Source organism: Gordonia sp. NPDC003424 (assembly GCF_053588655.1).
In genome coordinates this window covers 91,048-112,694 of sequence record NZ_JBSFQJ010000009.1, presented here as the reverse complement: position 1 = coordinate 112,694, position 21,647 = coordinate 91,048, and the positions used below count along the sequence as shown (strand labels likewise).

General features: G+C 67.3%; 21 protein-coding genes. 10 read left to right on the top strand and 11 right to left on the bottom strand.

What is annotated here, in order from left to right; genetic code table 11:
- Positions 1 to 6 precede the first annotated feature (6 nt).
- On the bottom strand, positions 7 to 999 hold the full coding sequence (locus tag ACWDTI_RS15230) for a sugar-binding transcriptional regulator (protein ID WP_449738938.1): 993 nt from the start codon (positions 997 to 999) through the stop codon (positions 7 to 9).
- A gap of 125 nt (positions 1,000 to 1,124) precedes the next feature.
- Between ACWDTI_RS15230 and ACWDTI_RS15225 the strand changes: the two genes are divergently transcribed.
- The 3 genes from ACWDTI_RS15225 to ACWDTI_RS15215 are packed head-to-tail and all read left to right on the top strand — an operon-like array spanning position 1,125 to position 5,081.
- The gene (locus ACWDTI_RS15225; RefSeq protein WP_449738937.1) at positions 1,125 to 2,207 is read left to right on the top strand and encodes an NAD(P)-dependent alcohol dehydrogenase; all 1,083 of its coding nucleotides are present in this window, start codon (positions 1,125 to 1,127) and stop codon (positions 2,205 to 2,207) included.
- Positions 2,200 to 3,678, top strand: a complete 1,479-nt coding sequence (locus ACWDTI_RS15220; RefSeq protein ID WP_449738936.1) for a mannitol dehydrogenase family protein — start codon at positions 2,200 to 2,202, stop codon at positions 3,676 to 3,678. The genes ACWDTI_RS15225 and ACWDTI_RS15220 overlap by 8 nt, the downstream gene beginning before the upstream one ends.
- Positions 3,675 to 5,081, top strand: a complete 1,407-nt coding sequence (locus ACWDTI_RS15215; RefSeq protein WP_449738935.1) for a xylulokinase — start codon at positions 3,675 to 3,677, stop codon at positions 5,079 to 5,081. Before ACWDTI_RS15220 ends, ACWDTI_RS15215 begins: the two co-directional genes overlap by 4 nt.
- Here ACWDTI_RS15215 and ACWDTI_RS15210 read toward each other — a convergent pair.
- Complete coding sequence (locus ACWDTI_RS15210; RefSeq protein ID WP_449738934.1) at positions 5,071 to 6,147, bottom strand: NAD(P)H-dependent amine dehydrogenase family protein; 1,077 nt, start codon at positions 6,145 to 6,147, stop codon at positions 5,071 to 5,073. The two genes, ACWDTI_RS15215 and ACWDTI_RS15210, sit on opposite strands and share 11 nt — an antisense overlap.
- Before the next feature lie 128 nt (positions 6,148 to 6,275).
- Here ACWDTI_RS15210 and ACWDTI_RS15205 point away from each other — a divergent pair, with 128 nt between their 5' ends.
- The gene (locus ACWDTI_RS15205; protein WP_449738933.1) at positions 6,276 to 7,007 is read left to right on the top strand and encodes a glucose 1-dehydrogenase; all 732 of its coding nucleotides are present in this window, start codon (positions 6,276 to 6,278) and stop codon (positions 7,005 to 7,007) included.
- Here ACWDTI_RS15205 and ACWDTI_RS15200 read toward each other — a convergent pair whose 3' ends face one another.
- Positions 7,008 to 7,973, bottom strand: a complete 966-nt coding sequence (locus tag ACWDTI_RS15200; RefSeq protein ID WP_449738932.1) for an arsenic resistance protein — start codon at positions 7,971 to 7,973, stop codon at positions 7,008 to 7,010. It abuts the gene before it with no gap.
- 105 nt (positions 7,974 to 8,078) lie between these two features.
- Between ACWDTI_RS15200 and ACWDTI_RS15195 the strand changes: the two genes are divergently transcribed.
- Genes ACWDTI_RS15195 through ACWDTI_RS15175 form a run of 5 tightly spaced genes read left to right on the top strand, consistent with a single transcriptional unit; the run spans position 8,079 to position 12,205 of the window.
- On the top strand, positions 8,079 to 9,149 hold the full coding sequence (locus ACWDTI_RS15195; RefSeq protein ID WP_449738931.1) for an ABC transporter permease: 1,071 nt from the start codon (positions 8,079 to 8,081) through the stop codon (positions 9,147 to 9,149).
- Positions 9,146 to 9,970, top strand: a complete 825-nt coding sequence (locus ACWDTI_RS15190; protein WP_449738930.1) for an ABC transporter ATP-binding protein — start codon at positions 9,146 to 9,148, stop codon at positions 9,968 to 9,970. The genes ACWDTI_RS15195 and ACWDTI_RS15190 overlap by 4 nt, the downstream gene beginning before the upstream one ends.
- Positions 9,967 to 10,833 (top strand): ABC transporter ATP-binding protein, encoded by an 867-nt coding sequence (locus ACWDTI_RS15185; protein ID WP_449738929.1) that lies wholly within the window; start codon positions 9,967 to 9,969, stop codon positions 10,831 to 10,833. Before ACWDTI_RS15190 ends, ACWDTI_RS15185 begins: the two co-directional genes overlap by 4 nt.
- The gene (locus tag ACWDTI_RS15180; protein ID WP_449738928.1) at positions 10,830 to 11,465 is read left to right on the top strand and encodes a TetR/AcrR family transcriptional regulator; all 636 of its coding nucleotides are present in this window, start codon (positions 10,830 to 10,832) and stop codon (positions 11,463 to 11,465) included. The genes ACWDTI_RS15185 and ACWDTI_RS15180 overlap by 4 nt, the downstream gene beginning before the upstream one ends.
- Positions 11,462 to 12,205 carry a CPBP family intramembrane glutamic endopeptidase gene (locus ACWDTI_RS15175; protein WP_449738927.1) on the top strand — a complete coding sequence of 248 codons (744 nt, stop codon included), beginning with the start codon at positions 11,462 to 11,464 and terminating at the stop codon, positions 12,203 to 12,205. The genes ACWDTI_RS15180 and ACWDTI_RS15175 overlap by 4 nt, the downstream gene beginning before the upstream one ends.
- 3 nt (positions 12,206 to 12,208) lie before the next feature.
- On the opposite strand, the gene upp is transcribed toward ACWDTI_RS15175, so the two are convergent.
- The 4 genes from upp to ACWDTI_RS15155 form a co-directional block, all read right to left on the bottom strand.
- Positions 12,209 to 12,838, bottom strand: coding sequence for a uracil phosphoribosyltransferase (gene upp, locus ACWDTI_RS15170; protein WP_449738926.1), 630 nt, complete (start codon positions 12,836 to 12,838; stop codon positions 12,209 to 12,211).
- A gap of 21 nt (positions 12,839 to 12,859) precedes the next feature.
- Positions 12,860 to 14,101, bottom strand: a complete 1,242-nt coding sequence (locus tag ACWDTI_RS15165) for a URC4/urg3 family protein (protein WP_449738925.1) — start codon at positions 14,099 to 14,101, stop codon at positions 12,860 to 12,862.
- A complete protein-coding gene (locus tag ACWDTI_RS15160) occupies positions 14,098 to 15,387 on the bottom strand; it encodes a GTP cyclohydrolase II (RefSeq protein ID WP_449738924.1) in 1,290 nt (429 codons plus the stop codon). The genes ACWDTI_RS15165 and ACWDTI_RS15160 overlap by 4 nt, the downstream gene beginning before the upstream one ends.
- 111 nt (positions 15,388 to 15,498) lie before the next feature.
- Entirely contained in the window at positions 15,499 to 16,092 is a 594-nt protein-coding gene (locus ACWDTI_RS15155; RefSeq protein WP_449738923.1) for a class I SAM-dependent DNA methyltransferase, read from the bottom strand.
- A gap of 118 nt (positions 16,093 to 16,210) precedes the next feature.
- Here ACWDTI_RS15155 and ACWDTI_RS15150 point away from each other — a divergent pair, with 118 nt between their 5' ends.
- Positions 16,211 to 16,750, top strand: coding sequence for a dihydrofolate reductase family protein (locus tag ACWDTI_RS15150; protein ID WP_449738922.1), 540 nt, complete (start codon positions 16,211 to 16,213; stop codon positions 16,748 to 16,750).
- 3 nt (positions 16,751 to 16,753) lie between these two features.
- Here ACWDTI_RS15150 and ACWDTI_RS15145 read toward each other — a convergent pair whose 3' ends face one another.
- The 4 genes from ACWDTI_RS15145 to ACWDTI_RS15130 form a co-directional block, all read right to left on the bottom strand.
- Positions 16,754 to 18,370 (bottom strand): L-lactate permease, encoded by a 1,617-nt coding sequence (locus ACWDTI_RS15145; protein ID WP_449738921.1) that lies wholly within the window; start codon positions 18,368 to 18,370, stop codon positions 16,754 to 16,756.
- Positions 18,371 to 18,538: 168 nt separating this feature from the next.
- Entirely contained in the window at positions 18,539 to 20,773 is a 2,235-nt protein-coding gene (gene katG, locus ACWDTI_RS15140) for a catalase/peroxidase HPI (protein ID WP_449738920.1), read from the bottom strand.
- A 36-nt stretch (positions 20,774 to 20,809) separates the two neighbouring features.
- A complete protein-coding gene (locus tag ACWDTI_RS15135; RefSeq protein ID WP_449738919.1) occupies positions 20,810 to 21,256 on the bottom strand; it encodes a Fur family transcriptional regulator in 447 nt (148 codons plus the stop codon).
- Between the two features lie 87 nt (positions 21,257 to 21,343).
- Complete coding sequence (locus ACWDTI_RS15130; protein WP_449738918.1) at positions 21,344 to 21,571, bottom strand: dodecin; 228 nt, start codon at positions 21,569 to 21,571, stop codon at positions 21,344 to 21,346.
- Positions 21,572 to 21,647: the final 76 nt, after the last annotated feature.

The following is a 21,647-nucleotide window of genomic DNA, read 5'->3' as shown; positions in this document are numbered from 1 at the left end:
GGGACATCAGTCTGTACCTTTCTGTTGGGCGACAAGCCATTGCGCGGTCGCCACGTCGGTCACGAGGATGGTCGCGTAGCCGCCGCGCAGAGCGCCGAGGATGGAGTCCCGGCGATGTTCTCCACCGGAGACGAGAATGCTCGTGGGACAGGCGCGGACGGCGTCGAGCGGCACCGAGACGGTGCGGTCGACGAGACTCGAGGCCACCGACTTCCCGTCGGCGTCGTAGAAGCGGCCCCCGATCTCACCGACCGCACCGAGGTCCTCGAGTTCGTCGAGGACCACGGCGTCGATGTAGGCACCCTCGAACAGGGTGGTGGAGGTGGAGACCGAACCGACACCGAAGAGCATGACGTTTGCCGCTCGCGCCGCCGAGAGCGCCTGGGAGAGAATCGAATCACGCTCGAGGGCGGCCACGGTCTCCGGGTCCGCGTAGAGCGGCGCCACCAGGCGCATCGGCCGGGCGTGCAGCCGCTCGGAGAGACGGGACAGGGCATGATCGACCCCGGTGTGGTACTCGACAGAGGTCATCGAACCGTCCATCTGCACCACCTGCTGGCAGGAGGCGTTGCCGGGCATCGCGTCGGCGACCGCCACTTGTTCGGGGCCCCAGGTGAAACCGACGATGTCGGTGGGTTGCACGCGACGGGCCAGTACGGACGCGCCGGCACGGCCGAGTGCCGCGTTGCCCGACGGTGACCCGTCGGCGGTCTCGTCGATGACCAGCACCTCGCTGAGTCCGAATGCGTCCTCGGTGGCCTGCTCGACGTCGGTGTGGATCGACGAACTGAGGTGGCCGGGCGCGGTCACCGTGACCTGAACCAGACCTTGGGCACGCGCTCGTGCGATCAACCGTCCCGCGGTGGGCCGTGACACCCCGAGCCGCCCGGCGATCTCGGCCTGGGTGAGCCCTTCGAGGTGGTACATCGTCGCGGCACGCACCAGGAGCCGCAGATCGTGCCCGGTGTCGGGACTGGTCGCGGTCGGTTTGGTCACCATGATGAAACCTCTCGTCTCGACGTCGTGAGCATTTGCTCACTAGCGGTGAATATGCTCAATACGCTAACATCGCCGATGTGATCCAGGCAACAGTGAATGACCAACGTGATCCGACGATCACCACGATGCGAGCGAGTGTCCTGCATCCCGGCGGGCGGCTGACCGTCGAGACGCGACCCGTGCCGGAACCGGGAAACGCCCAGGTCCTGGTCCGGATCGCGGCCGTGGGTGTGTGTGGTTCCGACACGCACTACCTGCGGCACGGACGCATCGGTGACCACGTCGTCGACACACCGCTGATCCTCGGCCACGAGGCGTCCGGCGTCATCGTGGGCGTCGGAGCGGGCGTCTCGTCGTCCCGCATCGGTGAACGGGTGTCGATCGAGCCCCAGGCGCCGGACCCGGCCACGGACGAGAGTCGGCGCGGTCTCTACAACCTGTGCCCGCACATGCGGTTCTTCGCGACGCCACCGGTCGACGGTGCGCTCGCGGAGTATGTGACCATCGGGTCGGCGTTCGCCCATCCCGTCCCCGACGAGATCAGCGACGAGGTGGCCGCGCTCTTCGAGCCGCTGTCGGTGGCCATCGCCGCACTTCGCAAAGCGGCTGTCGGCATGGGGGATTCGGTCCTGATCGCCGGCGCCGGGCCGATCGGCCTGATGTGCGTCCAGGTGGCGGCGGCCGCGGGTGTCACCCGGATCGTCGTCAGCGAACCCGATCCCATCCGCCGGGAAACCGCCGGCGCCTTCGGTGCGACCGAGGTGGTCGAACCCGGATCGCCGGTCACGCCCACCGACGCGTTCGTCGACGCGAGCGGAGCTCCGGCGGCGGTCGCCGCGGGTATCCGGCTGCTCCGGCCGGCCGGCCGAGCCGTCCTGGTGGGTATGGGCGCCGACGAGATGACCCTGCCGGTCTCGCTGATCCAGAATCGGGAGATCGTCCTCACCGGGGTGTTCCGATACGCGAACACGTGGCCGGCCGCGACGGCCTTGGCAACGTCGGGTCGCGTCGACCTCGCCGCCATGGTCACATCACGACACGGCCTCGACGACGTGGCGGCCGCGCTCGACGCCGACCGTACCCCCGGCAGCATCAAGGCCGTCGTCTATCCCGGCGTCGCCCACCACCCCCACCAACCTCCCCCCGAGGAGCCCGCTTGCGAGACCAACGTTCCAAACGACGGGCAGAAAGAGGCTGACAATGACTGACACCCACCCCCTCACAGACGCCGCGTTGCCCACCATCGACACGATTGCCGTTCCCTCCTACGACCGGGCCGGGTTACGCACGGGCATCGTCCATTTCGGCGTCGGTGGATTCCATCGGGCCCATCAGGCCATGTATCTCGATCGGCTGCTCGAACTCGGCGACGCGTCAGGGTGGGGGATATGCGGCGTCGGGGTCCGCCCCCCGGACACCGCGATGCGCGACGCTCTCGCCCCGCAGGACGGCCTGTACACGCTCACCCTCAAGCACCCCGACGGCGCCGTGGAGCGACGGGTGATCGGCTCGATCGTCGAATACCTCTATGCCCCCGATGATCCCGAGGCGGTGATCGAGAAGCTCGCGTCCCCGGACACCGAGGTCGTGTCGCTGACGGTGACCGAGGGTGGATACAACTTCTCGCCGTCCACCGGCGAGTTCGACGCAACCAACCCCGACATCGTCGCCGACCTGGCCGACGATGCGGTGCCCCGCACCGTGTTCGGACTCGTCACCGAGGCCGCGGCGCGGCGCCGGACCCGGGGCGTCGGATCGTTCACGGTGATGTCCTGCGACAACATCCAGGGCAACGGCGAGGTGGCACGCACCACCTTCCTCGCCTTCGCGCGGTTGAAGGATCCGGCGGTCGCGGAGTGGATGGCCGAACACACCTGCTTCCCGAACTCGATGGTCGACCGGATCACTCCCGCCACCCCACCGGATCTCCGTGCGGAGGTCGCCGAACAGACCGCGATCGACGATCGGTGGCCGGTGGTCGCCGAGCCCTTCACCCAGTGGGTACTCGAAGACCACTTCTCCATGGGGCGACCGGAACTCGAATCGGTCGGTGTGCAGGTCGTCGACGACGTCACGCCGTACGAGTTGATGAAACTCCGGTTGCTCAACGCCAGTCACCAGGCGCTCTGCTACTTCGGGTATCTGCTCGGCCACCGCTACGTGCACGACGCGACCACGGACCCGCTCATCCGAACACTGTTGCAGCGCTACATGTCCGAGGAGGGGCGCCCGACCCTGCAGCCGGTCCCCGGGGTCGATCTCGACGACTACACCGCGACGCTCATCGAACGGTTCTCCAACCCGGCCATCGCCGACACCATCGCGCGGCTGTGCCAGGATTCCTCCGACCGTATCCCCAAGTGGCTCGTCCCGGTGATCCGCGAACGGCTCGACGCCGACGGCGATGTCGCGCTCGCCGCCGCCGTCGTCGCGAGCTGGACCCGATACGCCGAAGGTGTCGACGAGAACGGGGAGCCGATCGAGGTCGTCGACCCGCTGGCCGACCGGCTCGTCCCGCTGGCGCAGGAATCCCGCACCCGCACACTGGCGTTCGTCGCCGACCGGGACCTGTTCGGTGATCTGGTCGACGACGAACGGTTCACCCGACCCTACCTGTGGGCGCTGGAGTCGTTGCGCCACAAGGGAGCCCACGCGACGCTCTCCGAGCTGCTGTCATGACCCTGGTCGCCGGGGTGGATTCGTCCACGCAGTCCTGCAAGGTCGTGATCTGCGATGCCGACGACGGCCGGATGCTCCGCACGGGAACGGCCGCCCACCCGCCGGGTACCGAGGTGAACCCCGAATGCTGGTGGGAGGCCTTGCAGCAGGCGATCTCGGCGGCCGGAGGACTCGACGACGTCGCTGCGATCTCGGTCGGCGGACAGCAGCACGGGCTGATCTGCCTCGACGCCGACGGAGCGGTGCTGCGGGATGCGTTGTTGTGGAACGACACCCGGTCCGCGACGGCGGCCGCCGACCTCGTCGACGACCTGGGCGGTCGCGACGCCTGGGCGGAGTCGGTCGGGCTGGTGCCGGTTGCCTCGTTCACCGCGGCGAAGTTGCGCTGGGTTGCCGACCACGAACCCGACGTCGCCGACGCCACCGCCGCGGTGTGCCTGCCGCACGACTGGCTCACCTGGCGGTTGCGTGGGGAGCGCGACGTCGCATCGCTGACGACCGACCGCAGCGACGCGTCGGGCACCGGCTACTTCTCCGCCGCCGCGGACGCCTACCGGACAGATCTGCTCGCCGTCGCCTTCCGTGGACGACAACCGCATCTGCCGCGGGTGGTGGCTCCCGGAGATCGGGCGGGACGGACGGCGACTGGTGCCGTGCTGGGGCCGGGTGCCGGCGACAATGCCGCTGCCGCACTCGGTCTCGGCGCCGGCCCGGGCGATTGCGTGGTGTCACTGGGCACCTCGGGCGTGGTGAGCGCGGTGACCGACACCGCGCCGCACGACGGGCGCGGGCTCGTGGCGGGATTCGCCGATGCCACCGGACGCCACCTGCCGCTCGTCTGCACGCTCAACGGTGCGCCGGTGCTGGCGTCGACGGCGGCGATGCTCGGCGTCGACCTCGCGGAGTTCGGACGCCTCGCTCTCGACGCCTCTCCGGGAGCGGACGGGCTGGTGATGGTGCCGTACTTCGCCGGTGAACGATCCCCGAATCTGCCCGACGCCACCGGATCGCTGGTCGGCATCACCGGCCGCAACTGGACGCCCCCGAATGTCGCCCGCGCGGCGGTCGAGGGCCTGCTGTGTTCCCTCGTCTATTGCAGGGAGCTGATCGAGCGGCAGGGCATCGTCGTCGATCGGGTCCTGATGGTCGGCGGCGGGGCCCGGTCGGAGGCCGTTGCGGCGACGGCGCCCGGACTCTTCGGACGGTCGGTGGTGATCCCGGAGCCGGGTGAGTATGTCGCGATCGGTGCCGCACGTCAGGCGGCGTGGGCACTGACCGGGGAGTTGCCGGTCTGGCCGATCGCCACCGAGTCGAGGGAGGTCGGCGATCACACCCCCGAGGTCTACGATCGCTACCGCACCGCGGCCGACCTCGTGCTCGACCGCACCCCCGTCACCCGGTGAACGTTCCTGCCCCGGTGATCAGCGGCAGGTCCAGCGTGGTGAGAATCCCGGCCGGCCCCTCGATCACCGCGGGGATCGCGTTCACGATGCGCCCCGCCGCGGCCACGATGGCCGCGTGATTGTGATCGCCGCGCTCGCTGGTGGGACAGATGTCGACCCGATACGACGGCTCGCCGACGATCTCCACGCGATAGCAGCCACCCGGCTGTGCGGGCCGCGCCCACTGGGCACCGATGTCCTCGCGGAGACGAGTGATGTGTTCGACGACTATCGCCTCCTTGCCGCCGACCATGCCGATGATCTCGAACCGCACCGCCGCCCGAGTTCCCTGCGCCACATGACCGGTCGCGATGTCGAACGCCTCGGGTGCCGGTTCCTCCTCGTACCGTTCGACGATCTCCTCGACGGTCACCCCCAACCCGGCGGCGAGCTGCCGAATCGTTGTGCCCCAGGCCAATCCGAGAACACCGGGCAGGAACAGCATCGGTGTCTCGTCCATCGGCTTGGCAAAACCCATGACGTCGAACATCACCGTCGCGCCGTCGTAGGTCGCGTAGTCGGCGATCTCCAGGCATCGGATCTGCGAGATCTGTTGGCACGTACCGGCAAATGCGAACGGAATCAGATCGTTGGCAAACCCCGGGTCGACTCCGGTGATGAAGATGCTCGCCTCGTTGTCCGCGGCGATCCGCTCCACCTTGCCGATCGCCTTCTCCGGCATCACACCCCACGGGTATTGCAGGGTGCCCGGTGCCGAGCCGACGACGTCGATACCCGCGGCCAAGATCTGGAGGCAGTCGTCGAACGCCTCCACGGGTCTCGTGTCGCCCATCGCGCAGTACACCACGCAGTCGGGTTTGGTGGCGATGATCGCGGCCAGATCGTCGGTCGCGTGCACGCCGGTCGGTTCGCCGGGGACGCCGGCCAGCTCGGCTGCGTCCTTGCCGACCTTTTCGGCCGCCGACACGCAGAGCCCGACGAGGTCGAACCGGGCATCCTCGATCAGCTGTCGCAGGGCGAGTCGCCCGACATTTCCGGTTCCGACGTGGGCCACACGGATGGCCATGCGATGCCTCCTTGCACTGGTCAGGTGAACAATTGTCCGGACTCCTGTCCATATCAGTAGACCACGCGACCTCGAAAAGCGGTAGAACGTGTTCTCAAACCCGTTCTGAGCAGGTAGCCTTGGGCGCCATGGGACGCGTAGACGACAAGGTTGCGGTGATCAGCGGCGGTTCTCGGGGCATGGGGGCGTCGCATGCGCGCATGCTCGTCGCCGAGGGGGCCGAGGTGGTCATCGGTGACATCCTCGACGACGAGGGCAAAGCGCTGGCCGACGAACTCGGCGACGCCGCACGCTATGTGCACCTCGATGTGACGTCACCGGAGGATTGGGCCGCGGCGGCCCGTACCGCGGTCGACGAGTTCGGCAAACTCAACGTCCTGGTCAACAACGCGGGCATCGTCAACGGCGCGAGCCTGGAGAAGTTCCGGCTCGACAAATGGCGCCAGATCATCGACGTCAATCTCACCGGAACGTTTCTGGGGATGCAGGTGGCCGTCGAGCCGATGATCGCGGCCGGCGGCGGATCGATCATCAACGTGTCGTCGGTGGAGGGGCTGCAGGGCAGCCCGTGGGCCCACGGCTACGTGGCCTCCAAGTGGGGAGTCCGGGGGCTGGCGAAATCGGCCGCGCTGGAACTCGCACCGCACAACATCCGCGTGAACTCCATCCATCCCGGCATGATCCGGACCCCGATGACCGAGGGGCTTCCGGAAGACATGATCAAGGTGCCGCTCGGACGTGCCGCGGAATCGGCGGAGGTGTCGACCTTCATCGTCTTCCTGGCCAGCGACGAATCGTCGTATGCCACCGGCACGGAATTCGTCATGGACGGTGGACTCACCGCGGGCGTCGCACCCTGATCACCGGTCCAGTCGGGGGATGACGGCGACGAGCACCACCATCCCCACCACCTCCACCAGGGTCTGCGTCACCACCGCCGACGCGGCGACGTCGTACTGCGCCGGCAACGCCAGCGCCAACGGCAGCACCACCAGGGAATTGCGCGTCGCCCCGGAGAAGCCGACCGCACGTCGGGCAGGACGGTCGAGACCCGTCCACCGTCCGATCACCAACCCGACGGTCACCATCACCACCAGGAAGATCGCGAAGACCGGCACGACCGCCGCGATCTCGGCGGCGTGGTCGTCGAGGGTGTCCATCTGCGATGCCACCACGACGAACAGGACCAGTGCCATCAACGGCACCATCGCACTGTCGGCGGCAGGGCGAAACCGTTGCAGTGCAACCGAACGCCGGGACCACGTCTGCGTGAGCCACGCCAGTGCCAACGGGATGACGATGAGCGCCACGAACGCGGTCACGAACGGCGTCGGATCGACCACCGACGCGATCTCGCCGCCGAGAAACAGCGTGAGGAACAGCGGCAACAGTGCCATCTGCAACAGCAGGAGAATCGGTGTGGCCGCCAGCAATCGTCTGCTGTCCCCGCCCGCGAGGCCGCTGAACACCACCACATAGTCGATACACGGACACAGCAGGACGAGGAGCACGCCCGCGCGGATGCCGACGTCGACCGGGAGCAGCTGATACAACGCGAGAACCACGATCGGGACGATCACGAAGTTCACCACCAGGAGCACGCCCAGGAAGCGCGAGTCCCGAATGGAGGAGGCCAGCGTGGCGATCGGCACCTGCAGGAAGGTGACATAGAGCAGCGCGGCCAACGCCGGCGTGATCGCGTACTCGAGGGCCGAACCCGCTTCGGGTGCAACCAAACCCACAACTGCACCGAGCACGATCGCGCCGAGATAGACGGCGACCTGATGACGCTCGAGCGCGTCGGATACGGCTGCGGATGGGCGCACGTTGACCATTCTGCCCAAGCGCGGACGCAGCCCGACATTCAGTGGTCCCGCCAATTTATTCATCAACCGTTGACCTCAGCGATCACCGCGGCCTACGATCGCCTCATGCGCGCGATGATCATCAAAGAGTTTCGTGAGCTTCTGCGGGACCGCAGAACCCTGGCCATGCTGATAGTCCTGCCGCTGCTGCTGCTCGTGGTGTTCGGCTATGCGGCGAACTTCTATGTGTCGTCGGTGAAGACCGCGGTCGTGGGTCCGGAGGCCACCCAGGTGACGGCCTCCCTTCCGTCCTATTTCGAGGTCACCGAGACGTCGACCACCGACACCCAATCCGATGCCGAACAGTTGTTGCGCGAGAACAAGGTTGACGTCGCGCTGGTGACCCCGACGGGGTCGGGCCCGATTCTCGCGCTCGTCGACGGGTCGAATCTCTTTGCGGCACAGTCGTCGGTCGCGGTCCTCAACAAGGCCGGCGGACAGGTGCAGGTGCAGGTGCTCTTCAATCCCGGCCTCAAGACATCGTGGGTGATGATCCCGGCGATCATCGGGCTGATCCTCACCTTCATCGGCACCATCGTCACCAGCATCGGACTGGTCCGCGAACGCGAGGCCGGCACACTGGAACAGTTGGCCGTCATGCCGATTCGGCCCAGTCAGGTGATCCTGGGCAAGATCGTCCCGTACTTCCTGCTGGCCGCACTGGACATGATCATCGTCACCGTGCTCGGCATGCTGCTCTTCGACGTCCCCTTCAACGGCAACGTCGGGATCTTCGCACTGGGAGCCGCGCTCTTCCTGTTCGTCGTCCTGGGTCTCGGTGTGCTGATCTCGACCATCTCACAGAACAGCGGGCAGGCCATCCAGACCGCGATGATGATGTTGTTACCCCAGATCCTGTTGTCGGGCATGATCTTCCCGCTCGACGCCATGGCCGCCGGGGTCCGATGGATCGGCTACCTCCTGCCGCTGACCTACTTCACCATGATCTCGCAGGGCGTCATGCTCCGAGATGCGCCGATCTCGTCACTGTGGTTGCCGCTGCTGGTGCTCACGGTCATGGCCGTCGTCGTCTTCACCGCGGCGACAATGCGATTCCGTCGTGATCTGGCGCCGAACATCAAGTCGTCGCACCGCGCTTCCACCGATGCCGGAACCGGCGCCCACGCGGCATCATGATCGCAGCGGTCAGCGGTGTCACGGTGCGTTTCGGCCATCGCATCGCCCTCGACGACGTCACCGTCGAGATCCCGGGCGGAACGGTGGTCGCCGTGGTCGGCGGCGACGGCGCCGGCAAATCAACCCTGCTCCGAACGCTGGCCCGTCAGGTGTCACCCGACTCCGGAGTGGTCGACTCGGTGGAAAAGCACCACATGGGATTTCTGCCGGCCGGGCCGGGGAGTTGGGGAGCGTTGACCGTCCGACAGAACCTCGACTTCGCCGGCGGCATGTACGGCCTCGCCGGCACGGAACTCCGTTCTCGCCGTGAGGAGATGATCGAGCGGGCCGGGCTCGGTGTCGCGGCCGACCGGCAGGCGTCCGCACTCTCCGGTGGAATGCGCCGCAAGCTCGGTGCGTCGATGGCCATGATCCATCGACCGTCCCTGGTCCTGCTCGACGAACCCAGCACCGGCGTCGACCCGGTCAGCCGAATAGATCTGTGGCGCATGGTGTCCGAAGTCGCGGCCGAGGGCGCCGGAGTGCTCATGTCGACCACCTACCTCGACGAGGCCGAACGCGCGGGGCACCTGGTGGTGCTCGACGGTGGACGAGTGCTGGTCCAAGGCTCCTACCGGCATGTTCACGAGACATTCGCCGGCACGATCACCGTCGGTCGGCCGGTGCGCCCCGAATGGTCGTGGCGCCGCGGACGGGAACGCCACGAATACTGGCCGGAGGCCGCCATCCCGCAGACCGAGAACCCAAGGGTCGATCCGGATCTGGAGGACATCGTCATCGCGATGTCGGTGACCCGACGGATGCAGGCGGGTGTGGCATGAGCGAGATCGCGATGAGCGCCGACGCGGTGACGCGCCGATTCGGCGACTTCACCGCCGTCGACGACGTGACCATGTCGGTCTCCTCGGGCGAGGTCGTCGGGCTGCTGGGCGCCAACGGCGCCGGCAAGACCACCCTGATCCGCATGTTGCTCGGGTTGCTGACCGCATCCGATGGCGAGGTGACCCTTTTCGACGGCCCGCCCGATCGCGCCCGCCGCGCCCGGCTGGGGTATGTGCCACAGAACCTGGGCCTCTACCGCGACCTCACCGTGGGGGAGAACCTCGCATTCAGCGCCCAGTCCTACGGCATCGAGATGCCTGCGCTCCCGGACCAATTGGCCGACCGCGCCGACGTCCTCGTCGGCGACCTCCCGTTGGGCACGCAACGCCAGGTCGCGTTCGTGGTCGCCCTGGCCCATCACCCCGAAGCCCTGGTCCTCGACGAACCGACGTCGGGCGTCGACGCCCTGTCACGGGCACGCCTGTGGGACACCATCCGGGAGCAGGCGGACGCCGGGATCGGCGTCCTGGTCACCACCCACTACATGGAGGAAGCCCAGGAATGCGATCGGCTGCTGCTGATGTCGCAGGGGCAACTCGTCGCCTCCGGTGACGAGTCCGACATCGTCGGGGACACCCGGGCGATCGCGGTCCGCAGCCCGGACTGGACCCGCACGTTCGCCGTCCTCAACGACGCGGACATCCCCGTCATCCTCGATGGCACCGCCATCCGTGTACCCGACACCGATCCCGACGCCCTGGCAGCGGTACTGGCGGCGGCCGACATCGACGCGGACCTCGATCAGGTGCCGGCGACGATCGAAGAGCGCATGCTGGTACTCGCCCGCGGTTCGGGCCGATGACGACGGGCCGGCGCGGCCGCCCGCGGCTGGCCGACGTCGACGCCGCCCACCGCAAATCCGACGAGATCCTCGCGGCCGCGCGGGAGTTGTTCGCGGAAAAGGGTTTCGAACGGACGACGATGCGCGGGATCGCGCAGCGCGCCGGTGTCGATCCGGCGCTGATCCATCACTACTTCGGCAACAAGAACCGGCTGATGGTGGCCGCGTTGCGGCCCGACATCGACGTCGCCGAGGTCTTCGCCGGATTCGATCCCGACACACCGTCGCCGGGTGCCGAACTGGTGCGCCGCGGAATCGGTCTGTGGGACGGCAACCCCGAGTTCCGGACGCGGATGGTCGGAGTGCTGCGCATCGCCATGACCCACCACGAGGTTGCGGTCGCCCTGCGGGAACTGTTCCTGGGGTTCGCCGGCCAGGCGCTGGGGGATCTGGCCAAACCCGATCGTCGGGACACCCGGATCGCGCTGGTCGCCAGTCAGATGCTCGGTCTCGCGATGGCGCGCTACATCCTCGAGGTCCCACCGATCGCCACGCTGACGCTGGACGAGCTCGCCGATCACGTCGGGCCGCGGATAGAGGAATACTTGCTCGGAGATCTCTCCACTCCGATCACCGGAAGGCTTCTGTCATGACGACCTCGCCCGGCCCGCCGGCGCAGACCGCGCCGCCGTCCAGAGCGCGGTCGATCGTCCTGCTCGCCGGCGTCGTCGTCGCCCTGATCGCCACGAATCTGGTGGCGCACTTCACCGGCCACTGGGCCGAGATGCTGGCCGTGCCGGTGGCGGCCGTTCTCATCGTCGGGGGAGCGCGGGCGGCGGGAATGAAGTGGCGCGAGATCGGTGTCAGCCGCGACGAATTGCGGGCCGGCGTGCTGTACGCCGTCGGCGCGGTGGTGGTCGTGTTCGCGGTGATCTCGATCGCGGTCGCGATCCCGGCAACGCGCCAGTTCTTTCTCAACGATCGCTACAACAGTGCGTCCGACGCCCTCTTGGCGGCGCTCGTGTTCATCCCGCTGCAGACGGTGCTCCCGGAAGAGTTCCTGTTCCGCGGCGTCCTGCAGGGTTCGCTGTACCGACTGTTCTCCCGGCGCGCCACCCTGGGCATCGGTGCGCTGTGCTTCGGTCTGTGGCACATCTCGTCGTCGCTCGGGCTGACCTCGGGCAACGCCGGATTCAGCGGATTTCTCGGCTCCGGTCTGCTCGCCCAGATCGCCGGCATCCTGGGCGCCGTGATCGCCACCTCGGTTGCCGGTCTGGTGTTCGGCTGGTTGCGTGACCGCACGACGAGCCTGCTCGCGCCGATCGCGCTGCACTGGGCGCTCAACGCGGTCGGCGCGTTCGGCGCGGCCGTCGCCTGGCAGCTGGGGACGTGAGTCTCAGGTCGTCCCGAAGATCCGGTCTCCGGCGTCACCCAGCCCCGGCACGATGTACCCGTGGTCGTCGAGCTCACGGTCGATCGCGGCGGTGAAGATCGGTACATCCGGGTGGGCCTCGCGGAGTGTCTGAATGCCCTGCGGACATGTCAACAGGCACACGAATTTGATCGACCGCGGCGCGTACTCCTTGATGCGGTCGACGGCCGCGACCGCCGAATGTCCGGTCGCCAGCATGGGATCCACGACGACGACGTCCCGTTCGGCAAGATCACCCGGCATCTTGAAGTAGTACTCCACGGCCACCAGTGTTTTCGGATCGCGGTACAGACCGATGTGCCCGACACGTGCGCCGGGCACGACGGTGAGCATGCCGTCGACGATCCCGGTGCCGGCCCGCAGGATCGACGCGAACACCACCTTCTTGCCGTCGATCACGTTGGCGGTCATCGTCTCCAGCGGCGTCTCGATGGTGACCGGGTGCATCGGCACGTCGTGGAGCACCTCGTAGGCCATCAGCGTCGAGATCTCGGTGAGGAGACGTCGGAAATCGTTGGTGGAGGTGTCCTTTCGGCGCATGAGAGTCAGCTTGTGCTGCACCAGTGGGTGATCGATGAGAACGACGTCGTCCATGCGAATCCTTTGCTGTCGGGATCAGAAAACGGTGCCGTCGCTGACGATGGTCAACGGGGGGAGACCGCCGCGGCGTTGCGCCAGCGCACGACCGGCCGCCCAGGTACCGCCCTCGAGGACACACGCCAACGGCATCCGGTCGGCATCGACTCCGAGCCGGTCGCGCACCAGGGGCGCGAGCTCGTCGATCAGCGCGATGGTCAAGGCGCGCCATTCGACGACGAGTTCGTCCGCCACCGACCACTCGCGCGTGGCGAAGCCCGGATCCCGTGGTGTCAGCACCCCGGTGTCGAGGAGCAGACCGCCGTTGCGGTACTCCGGCAACGCGGTCAGCTCATCGATACCGACCACGGTGACGCCCGACCACTCGAACGGTTCCAGCAGCGAATACGTCAACCACTGCGAGAGCTTGTGGAACGGCATCCAGCCATCGCCGCCGCCGACGCCGCTCACCGCGGCGTGACGCCAACAGTCACCGAGCGGAATGCCGTCGATCATGTTGTCGGCCAACCAGATTCCCGACAGCGACGACAACAGTGCGGACAGGATCGTGTGCGCGGGCACCGACCCGTCCGCCGACGTCGCGACGACGGCGTCGTAGAGGCCGCCCGGACGTCCGTCGGCGCCGAACACCTCCGGTGCCGCGTCGAGCGCCGCCCCGAGCCGATTCAGCAGTGCCGCGCGACCGTCGGTCCCGACCAGCGGATTCGACGACGACACCGCAAAGGCGTCGGCGAGTGCGGCAGGGGACAGTCCCCGTAGCGCCGTCGCATCCACCTGCAGCGGCGACGACGGATCCGACGAGAACCGCCCGTCGAGAAACGCATGCCAGCTCGCCACCGCCAAGCCCTCGGACCGCCCGATCCGCAGACCCGTGCCCGGTTCGTCGAAGGACCATTCCGGACCCGCGCCGGCATCGAGCAACACACTGACGACGACCAGGTCGATCAGCACCCGCGCCCGCTCGGCGGTATCCGTCGGCAACCGATCATCCAGTCCGGCAAGGCGATCGACGCCGCGGGCCTCGAAATGCCGCCAGCGACTGTGGTAGGGGATGTCCAGGCTCGGATAGCGATGCCGGGTCACGGCGGCCACCTCGTCGGCAGCCGCGCCCAGCGCGTCGTCGTGCACCACGAACCAGGCCGAGTCACCGGCCCGGGCCCGCGCCAGAAGCTGTCGCGCGCGCTCCCGAATGGCGCTCGTCGTGCGCAACTCGGCAACGGCATCACCGACACCGAGGGCGTGGTCGACGTGCACCGTCATCCGTCGAGTCCCCGGCCCTTGGCCTTGGCGAGTTCGACGGCATCCGGCACCGGACCCGGGGTGAAGTATCCGGCGGCCATCTTCGCGTCGATCTCCACCTGCGCGTCCGCGGGAATGAGATCGTCGGGGATGTTGACGCGTTCGCCCACCTCGATGCCGGAACCGGTGATGGCGTCGTACTTCATGTTGCTCATCGACACCAGGCGATGGATCTTGCGGATGCCGAGCCAGTGCAGCACATCGGGCATCAGCTCCTGGAACCGCATATCCTGCACGCCCGCAACACATTCGGTCCGCGCGAAGTACTGATCGGCGGTGTCGCCGCCGACCTGGCGTTTACGTGCGTTGTACACCAGGAACTTGGTGACCTCGCCGAGCGCGCGACCTTCCTTGCGGGAGTAGGCGACCAGCCCGACACCACCGCGCTGCGCACCCTGGATGCACTCCTCGATCGCATGCGTCAGATACGGGCGGCACGTGCAGATGTCGGAGCCGAACACATCCGACCCGTTGCACTCGTCGTGCACCCGCGCGGTCAGTTCCACACTCGGGTCGGCGAGGTCGGCGGCGTCGCCGAAGATGTAGAGCGTCTGCCCGCCGATCGGAGGCAGGAACACCTCGAGGTCCGACCGGGTCACCAGCTCGGGATACATGCCGCCGGTCTCCTCGAACAGCACACGGCGCAACTCTGCCTCGGTGCAGCCGAACCGCTCGGCCACGCCCGGCAGATACCAGACCGGCTCGACCGCCACCTTGGTCACCTGCGCCGCGCCCGACGACGAGAGGAACCGTTCGTCGGGCACCAACCGGCCCTTGGCGATGGCGTCGGCGATCTCGGGCAGGATCACGTGGGCACGGGTGACCGCGATGGTCGGCCGGATGTCGTAGCCGGCGGCCAGCTCGTCGGCGAACGCGTCGGCCGTCATCGCCCCCCACGGGTCGATGCTGACGATCGCGCCGGGCTGCGACCACTGTGGGTACGGGCCGATCTCCGAGGTCGGGGCGGTGTCGGTCAGATCGGCCCGATGCTCCCGTGACAATGCGCCCGCCGCGACCGCGAGCGCCCGGTACACGCTGTAGGAACCGCTGTGCGTGCCGATCACATTGCGATGTCCGCGGCGGGCGGTGGTGCCCACGACCGGCCCACGTTCGGTCGCCGTCGGCGCATCCCACCGGATCGGAAGCGCCTCGAGTCCACCGGCATGCGAGGTGAGCCGGATGTGCCGTCCGCCCGCGCGGTTCACCGAGCCGCCCGCAGCGGCGTTGGCACTCAGATCCGCGGTCATCGCTCTCTCCCGTCTGTTCTCGACTCCGGTCTACACCCGAAGTCGATCAGTGGAAAGCGCCAGCATAGCCACAATGTCGCCGCCGTGCCGGATGACGAACCCGGGCTGTGTTCAGCCGATGAACCGGCGGTGAACAGAGACCGCATAGTCGCCGCCGGCATACGGTTGCCGATCCCAGGTGGCCCAGCGCGCCACGGGTTCCAGACCGGCGGCCGACGCGTACCGGTCGTACTCGCCGAGTGAGATCCGGCCGTCGCGCAATTGGAAGCCGGACACCAGCAGGCCACCGGGACGCAGACGCCCGGCACATTGATCGAGGACGACGCCCTCGGTTCCGGGATGCACGAAGATCATCACGTTGCCGGCGAGCACCACCACATCGAACCCCGTGTCCACGGTGTCCGGCACGTCGGCTAGATCCGCGGTCACCCAGTCGATGTCCGGGGCGTTGCGCCGCGCCGTCGCCAGCATCGTGTCGTCGGCGTCGACACCCACCACGTCGATGCCGCGGCGCCGCAACTCGATCGCGATCCGCCCGGTGCCGCAGCCGCCGTCGAGGACCAGGGTCCCGCCGATCCCGGCCAGCAGCGATTCGACGAGATCGGCCTCCCCGTGGATGTGCTCGCCGCGTGCGGCGAGCCGAGCCCACCGGGCGTCGTAGTCGTCGCCCTTCGGGGCGTCCGTCTCGTCCCACCGTGTCGCCACGACGTTCATCGTGGCACATCCGGTGTGCCGCGCATCGCGCGACGACCGGATGCCCCGATGAGTTCCGGGCCGTCCGGCAGTCGTACTCTGCGAACGTCACAACAACGTGAGGAGCGCCATGATCGTGGCACACGAATTCATCTCGCTGGATGGGGTTTTCGAGAACCCTGCCTGGACGGCACCATTCGGTTTCGATCCGGCGATGGGCGTGACGATCGGCGGCCTCACCACCCGATCGACACGGATTCTGCTGGGCCGCAAAACCTTCGAGATGTTCGCGCCGGCCTGGTCGACGCGGACCGCCGACGACGACCCGGGAGCCCCCTTCTTCAACGACACCGAGAAACTCGTCGTCACCAGCGGCACCCCGTCGGTCGACTGGGCCAACTCGACGATCGTCGGGCCCTACGACCCGGCCACCATCGCCCAGATCAAGGACAGCAGCGACGGTGACATCTACATCTCCGGGAGCGGAACGCTGGTGCGCGCGCTGATCGCCGACGGGTTGCTCGACGAACTGCACCTGTTCGTCTATCCGATCGCCCTCGGTGGCGGGTTGCGTCTCTGGGCCGACGGCACCGAACACACCTTGCGCCTCAACGGCTCCGATGTCTACGACAACGGCGTCGTCCACCTCAACTACGGACCGGCCGCGTAACCCTCACGCCGCCAACGACAGCAGATACACCGTCACACACACCACGACGAGAAACGCCAGCGAATACTTCAGCGAGGACCGCAGGATCGCACCCTCGTTGCCCGTCTCTCCGACCGACGACGCGGCGATGGCGATCGACTGCGCCGACACGAGTTTCGCCATCGTGCCGCCACCGGTGTTGGACGCGACCAGCAGCGTCGGGTCCACCCCGAGTTGCTGTGCGGTGACCGCCTGCAGCTTGGCGAACAGGGTGTTGTTGTTGACCACCGAGCCGGTGATGAACACGCCGATCCAGCCGATGATCGGCGACACCAGCGGGAAGATGGTGCCGACGCCGGCCAGGGCCAGCCCGATCGCGGCCGTCGCACCAGACAGATTCGTGATATAGGCCAGCGCCAGCACCAACAGGATCAGCGCGATCGGGCGCCACAGTTCGCGGATCGTCGCCCGCAACTGCTCGAGTGCCTCGGGCACCGTGATCCGCGCGAACGCGCCGGTCACCAGGATCGCCGCCAGCACCGCGGTGCCCGATGCGCCGATCAGACTGACCTGCCACACCGCAGGCATCGGATTCGACGCGGCCGCCACCGGTGGATGCTCGACGATCATGTTGTCGATCCACGGCATGTGGATGTTGAGGACCGTCCAATCCAGCGCCCCTCCCGGTTTGAAGAGATTCTTGAACCAGGGGAGACTCCACACCAGGATGGCGCCGGTGAGGAAGTAGAACGGCGACCATGCCATGATCACTTCCCACGCCGAGTACTTCGCCGACGGCGGGGCCGCCACACCGCCCTCGCGATAGATCTCACGTGGCTGCCAGATGCGGCTGAGCCCGGCCAGCGTCGCCATCGCGATGAGCGGCGGCAGGATGTCGGTCAACTCCGGTCCGGCGAGGAACAGCACGAGGCATTGCAGGCCGGAGAACACGATTCCGGTCGCCAGCCACGCGGGCCACGTCTGGCGCACGCCCTTCCAACCGTCGAGGATCGCCACCAGGATCAGCGGGATCAGCGCGGTGAGGCCCTGGATCACCGGGATCATCCACGTCGACAGCGCATCCAGATCCACCCCACCGACCTTGGCGCCCTGGATGACCGGGATACCGATCGCGCCGTAGGCCCCGGCGCCGGCGTTGGCGACCAGGCACAGCATCGCCGCCTTGATGGGGCGGAACCCCAGTTCGACGAGCAATGCCGCGCAGATGGCTATGGGCACGCCGAATCCCGCCGCGCCTTCCAGCAGCCCGCCGAAGCAGAACGCGATGAGCAGCACCTGGATTCGCTGATCGGTCGAGATCCCGCCGATCGAGGTACGGATCACCTCGAACTGGCCGCTCTTCACCGCGATCTTGTACAGCCACACCGCCAATACGACGATCCACGCGATCGGCCACAAGCCCGACACCGCGCCGTACAACGCCGAACCCACGATCATCCGAAACGGCATGCCGAAGATCAACAGTGCCACGGCCGCGGCGACCGCCGCGGAGATCGCGGCGGCGGTGATGCCCTTGATCCGGAACACCACCAGTGAGAGCAGGAACACCAGGATCGGGATGGCACCGACCAACGCCGAGAGATACAGCGAGTCGTACGGCGCATAATTCTGGTCCCACATGTCGTGCCTCCGCACTCGTCGCGCGTTCGGTGGCCGATCAGGCATGGCCGGGCGTCACTGCAACGCTCTCATGCCCAGAGACCGTGGGATGCACAGTTTTCAAATATTCAGATACGACGACGACGCCCTCTCCGGAGAAACTCCGGAGAGGGCGTCGAGGCGCTGGATCTACTTGTGCAGATCGAACCGGTCGAGTTCCATCACCTTGGTCCACGCGGCGGCGAAGTCCTCGACGAACTTCTCCTTCGCGTCGTCCTCGGCGTACACCTCGGCCAGCGCACGCAGCACCGAATTGGAACCGAACACCAGGTCGGCGCGGCTACCGGTCCACTTGTCGGCGCCGGTCGCGCGATCCTTGCCGACGTAGCTGCCGTCGTCGGCCGACGACGGGGTCCACGCGGTTCCCATGTCGAGCAGGTTGACGAAGAAGTCGTTCGTCAACTGACCCGGCTTGTCGGTCAGCACACCCAGCGCGCTGTTCTGGTGGTTTGCGCCGAGCACGCGCAGACCGCCGACGAGCACGGTCATCTCGGGAGCCGACAGCGTGAGCAGATTGGCCTTGTCGATCAACCGGTACTCGGCGGGCAGCTCGCTCGCCTTGCCGTCATAGTTGCGGAAGCCGTCGGCCTTGGGCTCCAGGTAGGCGAACGAGTCGACGTCCGTCTGCTCCTGGGTGGCGTCGGTGCGTCCCGGGGTGAACGCCACCGAGATGTCGAAACCCGCATCCTTGGCCGCCTTCTCGACGGCAGCGGTGCCACCGAGGACAACCAGGTCGGCGAACGACACGCTGGCTCCGGCCTCGGCGTTGAACGACGCCTGGATCTCCTCCAGCTTTCGGACCACCTGGGCCAGCTCGTCGGGGTCGTTGACCTCCCAGCCGGCCTGCGGCTGCAGACGGATACGACCGCCGTTGGCGCCACCGCGCATGTCGCTGCCGCGGAACGACGACGCCGCCGCCCACGCGGTCGAAACCAGCTGTGCCACAGTCAGACCCGAGTCGAGGATCTGTGCCTTGAGGTTGTCGACATCCGCGTCGGCGATGACTGCACCCTCCTGCGCGGGCACATTGTCCTGCCAGAGGTAGGTGGTCGTCGGGCTCAGCGGACCGCGGTAACGGATGGCCGGACCCATGTCGCGGTGCAGCAGCTTGAACCAGGCCTTGGCGAACTCGTCGGCCAGTTCCTCGGGATGGTCGAGCCAGCGTCGGGTGATCTCGCCGTAGACCGGGTCCATGCGCATCGCCAGGTCGGAGGTCAGCATCGACGGATGGGTCTTGCCCTCGCCGAACGCCTCGGGCACCGAGTTGGCCCAACCCTCGTTCTTCGGCTTCCACTGATTGGCGCCGGCCGGGCTCTTGGTGAGCTCCCACTCGTTGCCGTAGAGGATCTCCAGGAAGCTGTTGTCCCACTTGGTGGGCGTGTGCGTCCAGATGACCTCCAGGCCACTGGTGATCGCATCCTTGCCGACACCGGTGCCCTGCGGGTTGACCCAGCCGAGGCCCTGCTGCTCGAGCGGCGCCGCTTCGGGTTCCACGCCGACCAGCTCGGCGTCGCCGTTGCCGTGCGTCTTGCCAAAGGTGTGGCCGCCGACGACCAGCGCGGCGGTCTCGATGTCGTTCATCGCCATCCGGCCGAACGTCTCCCGGATGTCGACCGCCGATGCCAGCGGATCCGGGTTCCCGTTGGGGCCTTCCGGATTGACGTAGATCAGACCCATCTGCACAGCGGCCAGCGGGTTGGAGAGGTCGCGCTCACCGCTGTAGCGGTTGTCGGCGAGCCATTCGGCCTCGGGGCCCCAGTACACCTCTTCGGGCTCCCACTCGTCGACGCGGCCGAAGGCGAATCCGGCGGTCTTGAAGCCCATGTCCTCGAGCGCGACGTTGCCGGCGAGCACCAGCAGGTCGGCCCACGAGAGAGCCTTGCCGTACTTCTTCTTCACCGGCCACAACAGGCGACGGGCCTTGTCCAGGCTGGCGTTGTCCGGCCAGCTGTTCAGCGGGGCGAAGCGCTGCATGCCCGAGCCCGCGCCACCACGCCCGTCCTCGACACGGTAGGTGCCGGCCGCATGCCACGACATACGGATGAAGAACGGCCCGTAGTGGCCGAAGTCGGCAGGCCACCACGTCTGCGAGTCCTTCATCACCGACTTGACGTCGGCGACCAGTGCATCGACGTCGAGCGTCTCGAGTGCGGCGTCGTAATCGAAGTCCGAGTCGTAGGGGCGGACGACATCCGGGTTGTGGGCGAGCAACTTCAGGTTCAGCTGGTTGGGCCACCAGTCACGGTTGCCGCCGCCTTCGACCGGCGGCTTCATCCGCATGGGGCAGCCGCTTTCTGCGGGCTCCGTCTGCGCTTCCGCGATCGGCGGGTGCTCGGTTGCGTGAGCGGTGTTTTCCTCAGACACGACATTCCTTCCGAGAGTTGATATTTCGGGCTGTGATCACGGGTGTGATCCCGAAGTGGATGAGGCGGAGGCGCAGTCGGCGCACAAGCCCCAGTAGATGACCTCGGCCTCGTCGAGGACGAAGCCGTGGTGCTCCGACGGCGTGAGGCAGGGCGCCTCACCGACGGCACAGTCCACGTCGCCGATGATCCCGCAGGATCGGCACACGACATGGTGATGGTTGTCGCCGACCCGTGACTCATAGCGCGCCACATGGCCGGACGGTTGGATGCGCCGCACCAGACCGGTATCGCTGAGAACGCTGAGCACGTCGTAGACGGCCTGCTTGGACACGTCGGGCAGGACGTCACGCACAGCGGTCAGGATCGTATCGGTATCGGCGTGCGGGTGGGCATGCACCGCCTCCAGAACCGCGACCCGCGGGCGGGTCACTCGGAGTTCGACAGAACGCAGCAGTTCTGTGTAGTCAGACGTCGGCGGCACGAGAACAGTATGCACCCTTTTTTGGACTGAGTCAGGAAAACTCTCAAATTGAGACGGGCAACTCAGTCCCGCCTCGCCCGAACAGGGCTATCCGGTGGCCGAGTCCGCGGGGTCGATGCGGAAGCCGACCTTGAGGGTGACCTGCGTGTGGGCGATGCTTCCGTCCACCACGTGCCCACGCGTACCGACCACTTCGAACCACTCGACGTTGCGCGTTGTTTGCGACACGCGGGCAATCGCATTCGCGATCGCCGCGTCTGTTCCGTTTGCCGACGAACCGACCACCTCGACGACTCGATATACGTGCTCGCTCATCATCCGATACTGGCACGGATGCCCGGTGCTGTTGCCGGTTTCGCGCCGATCTCCTCGGGCTCGAGCCCGCGAGCGC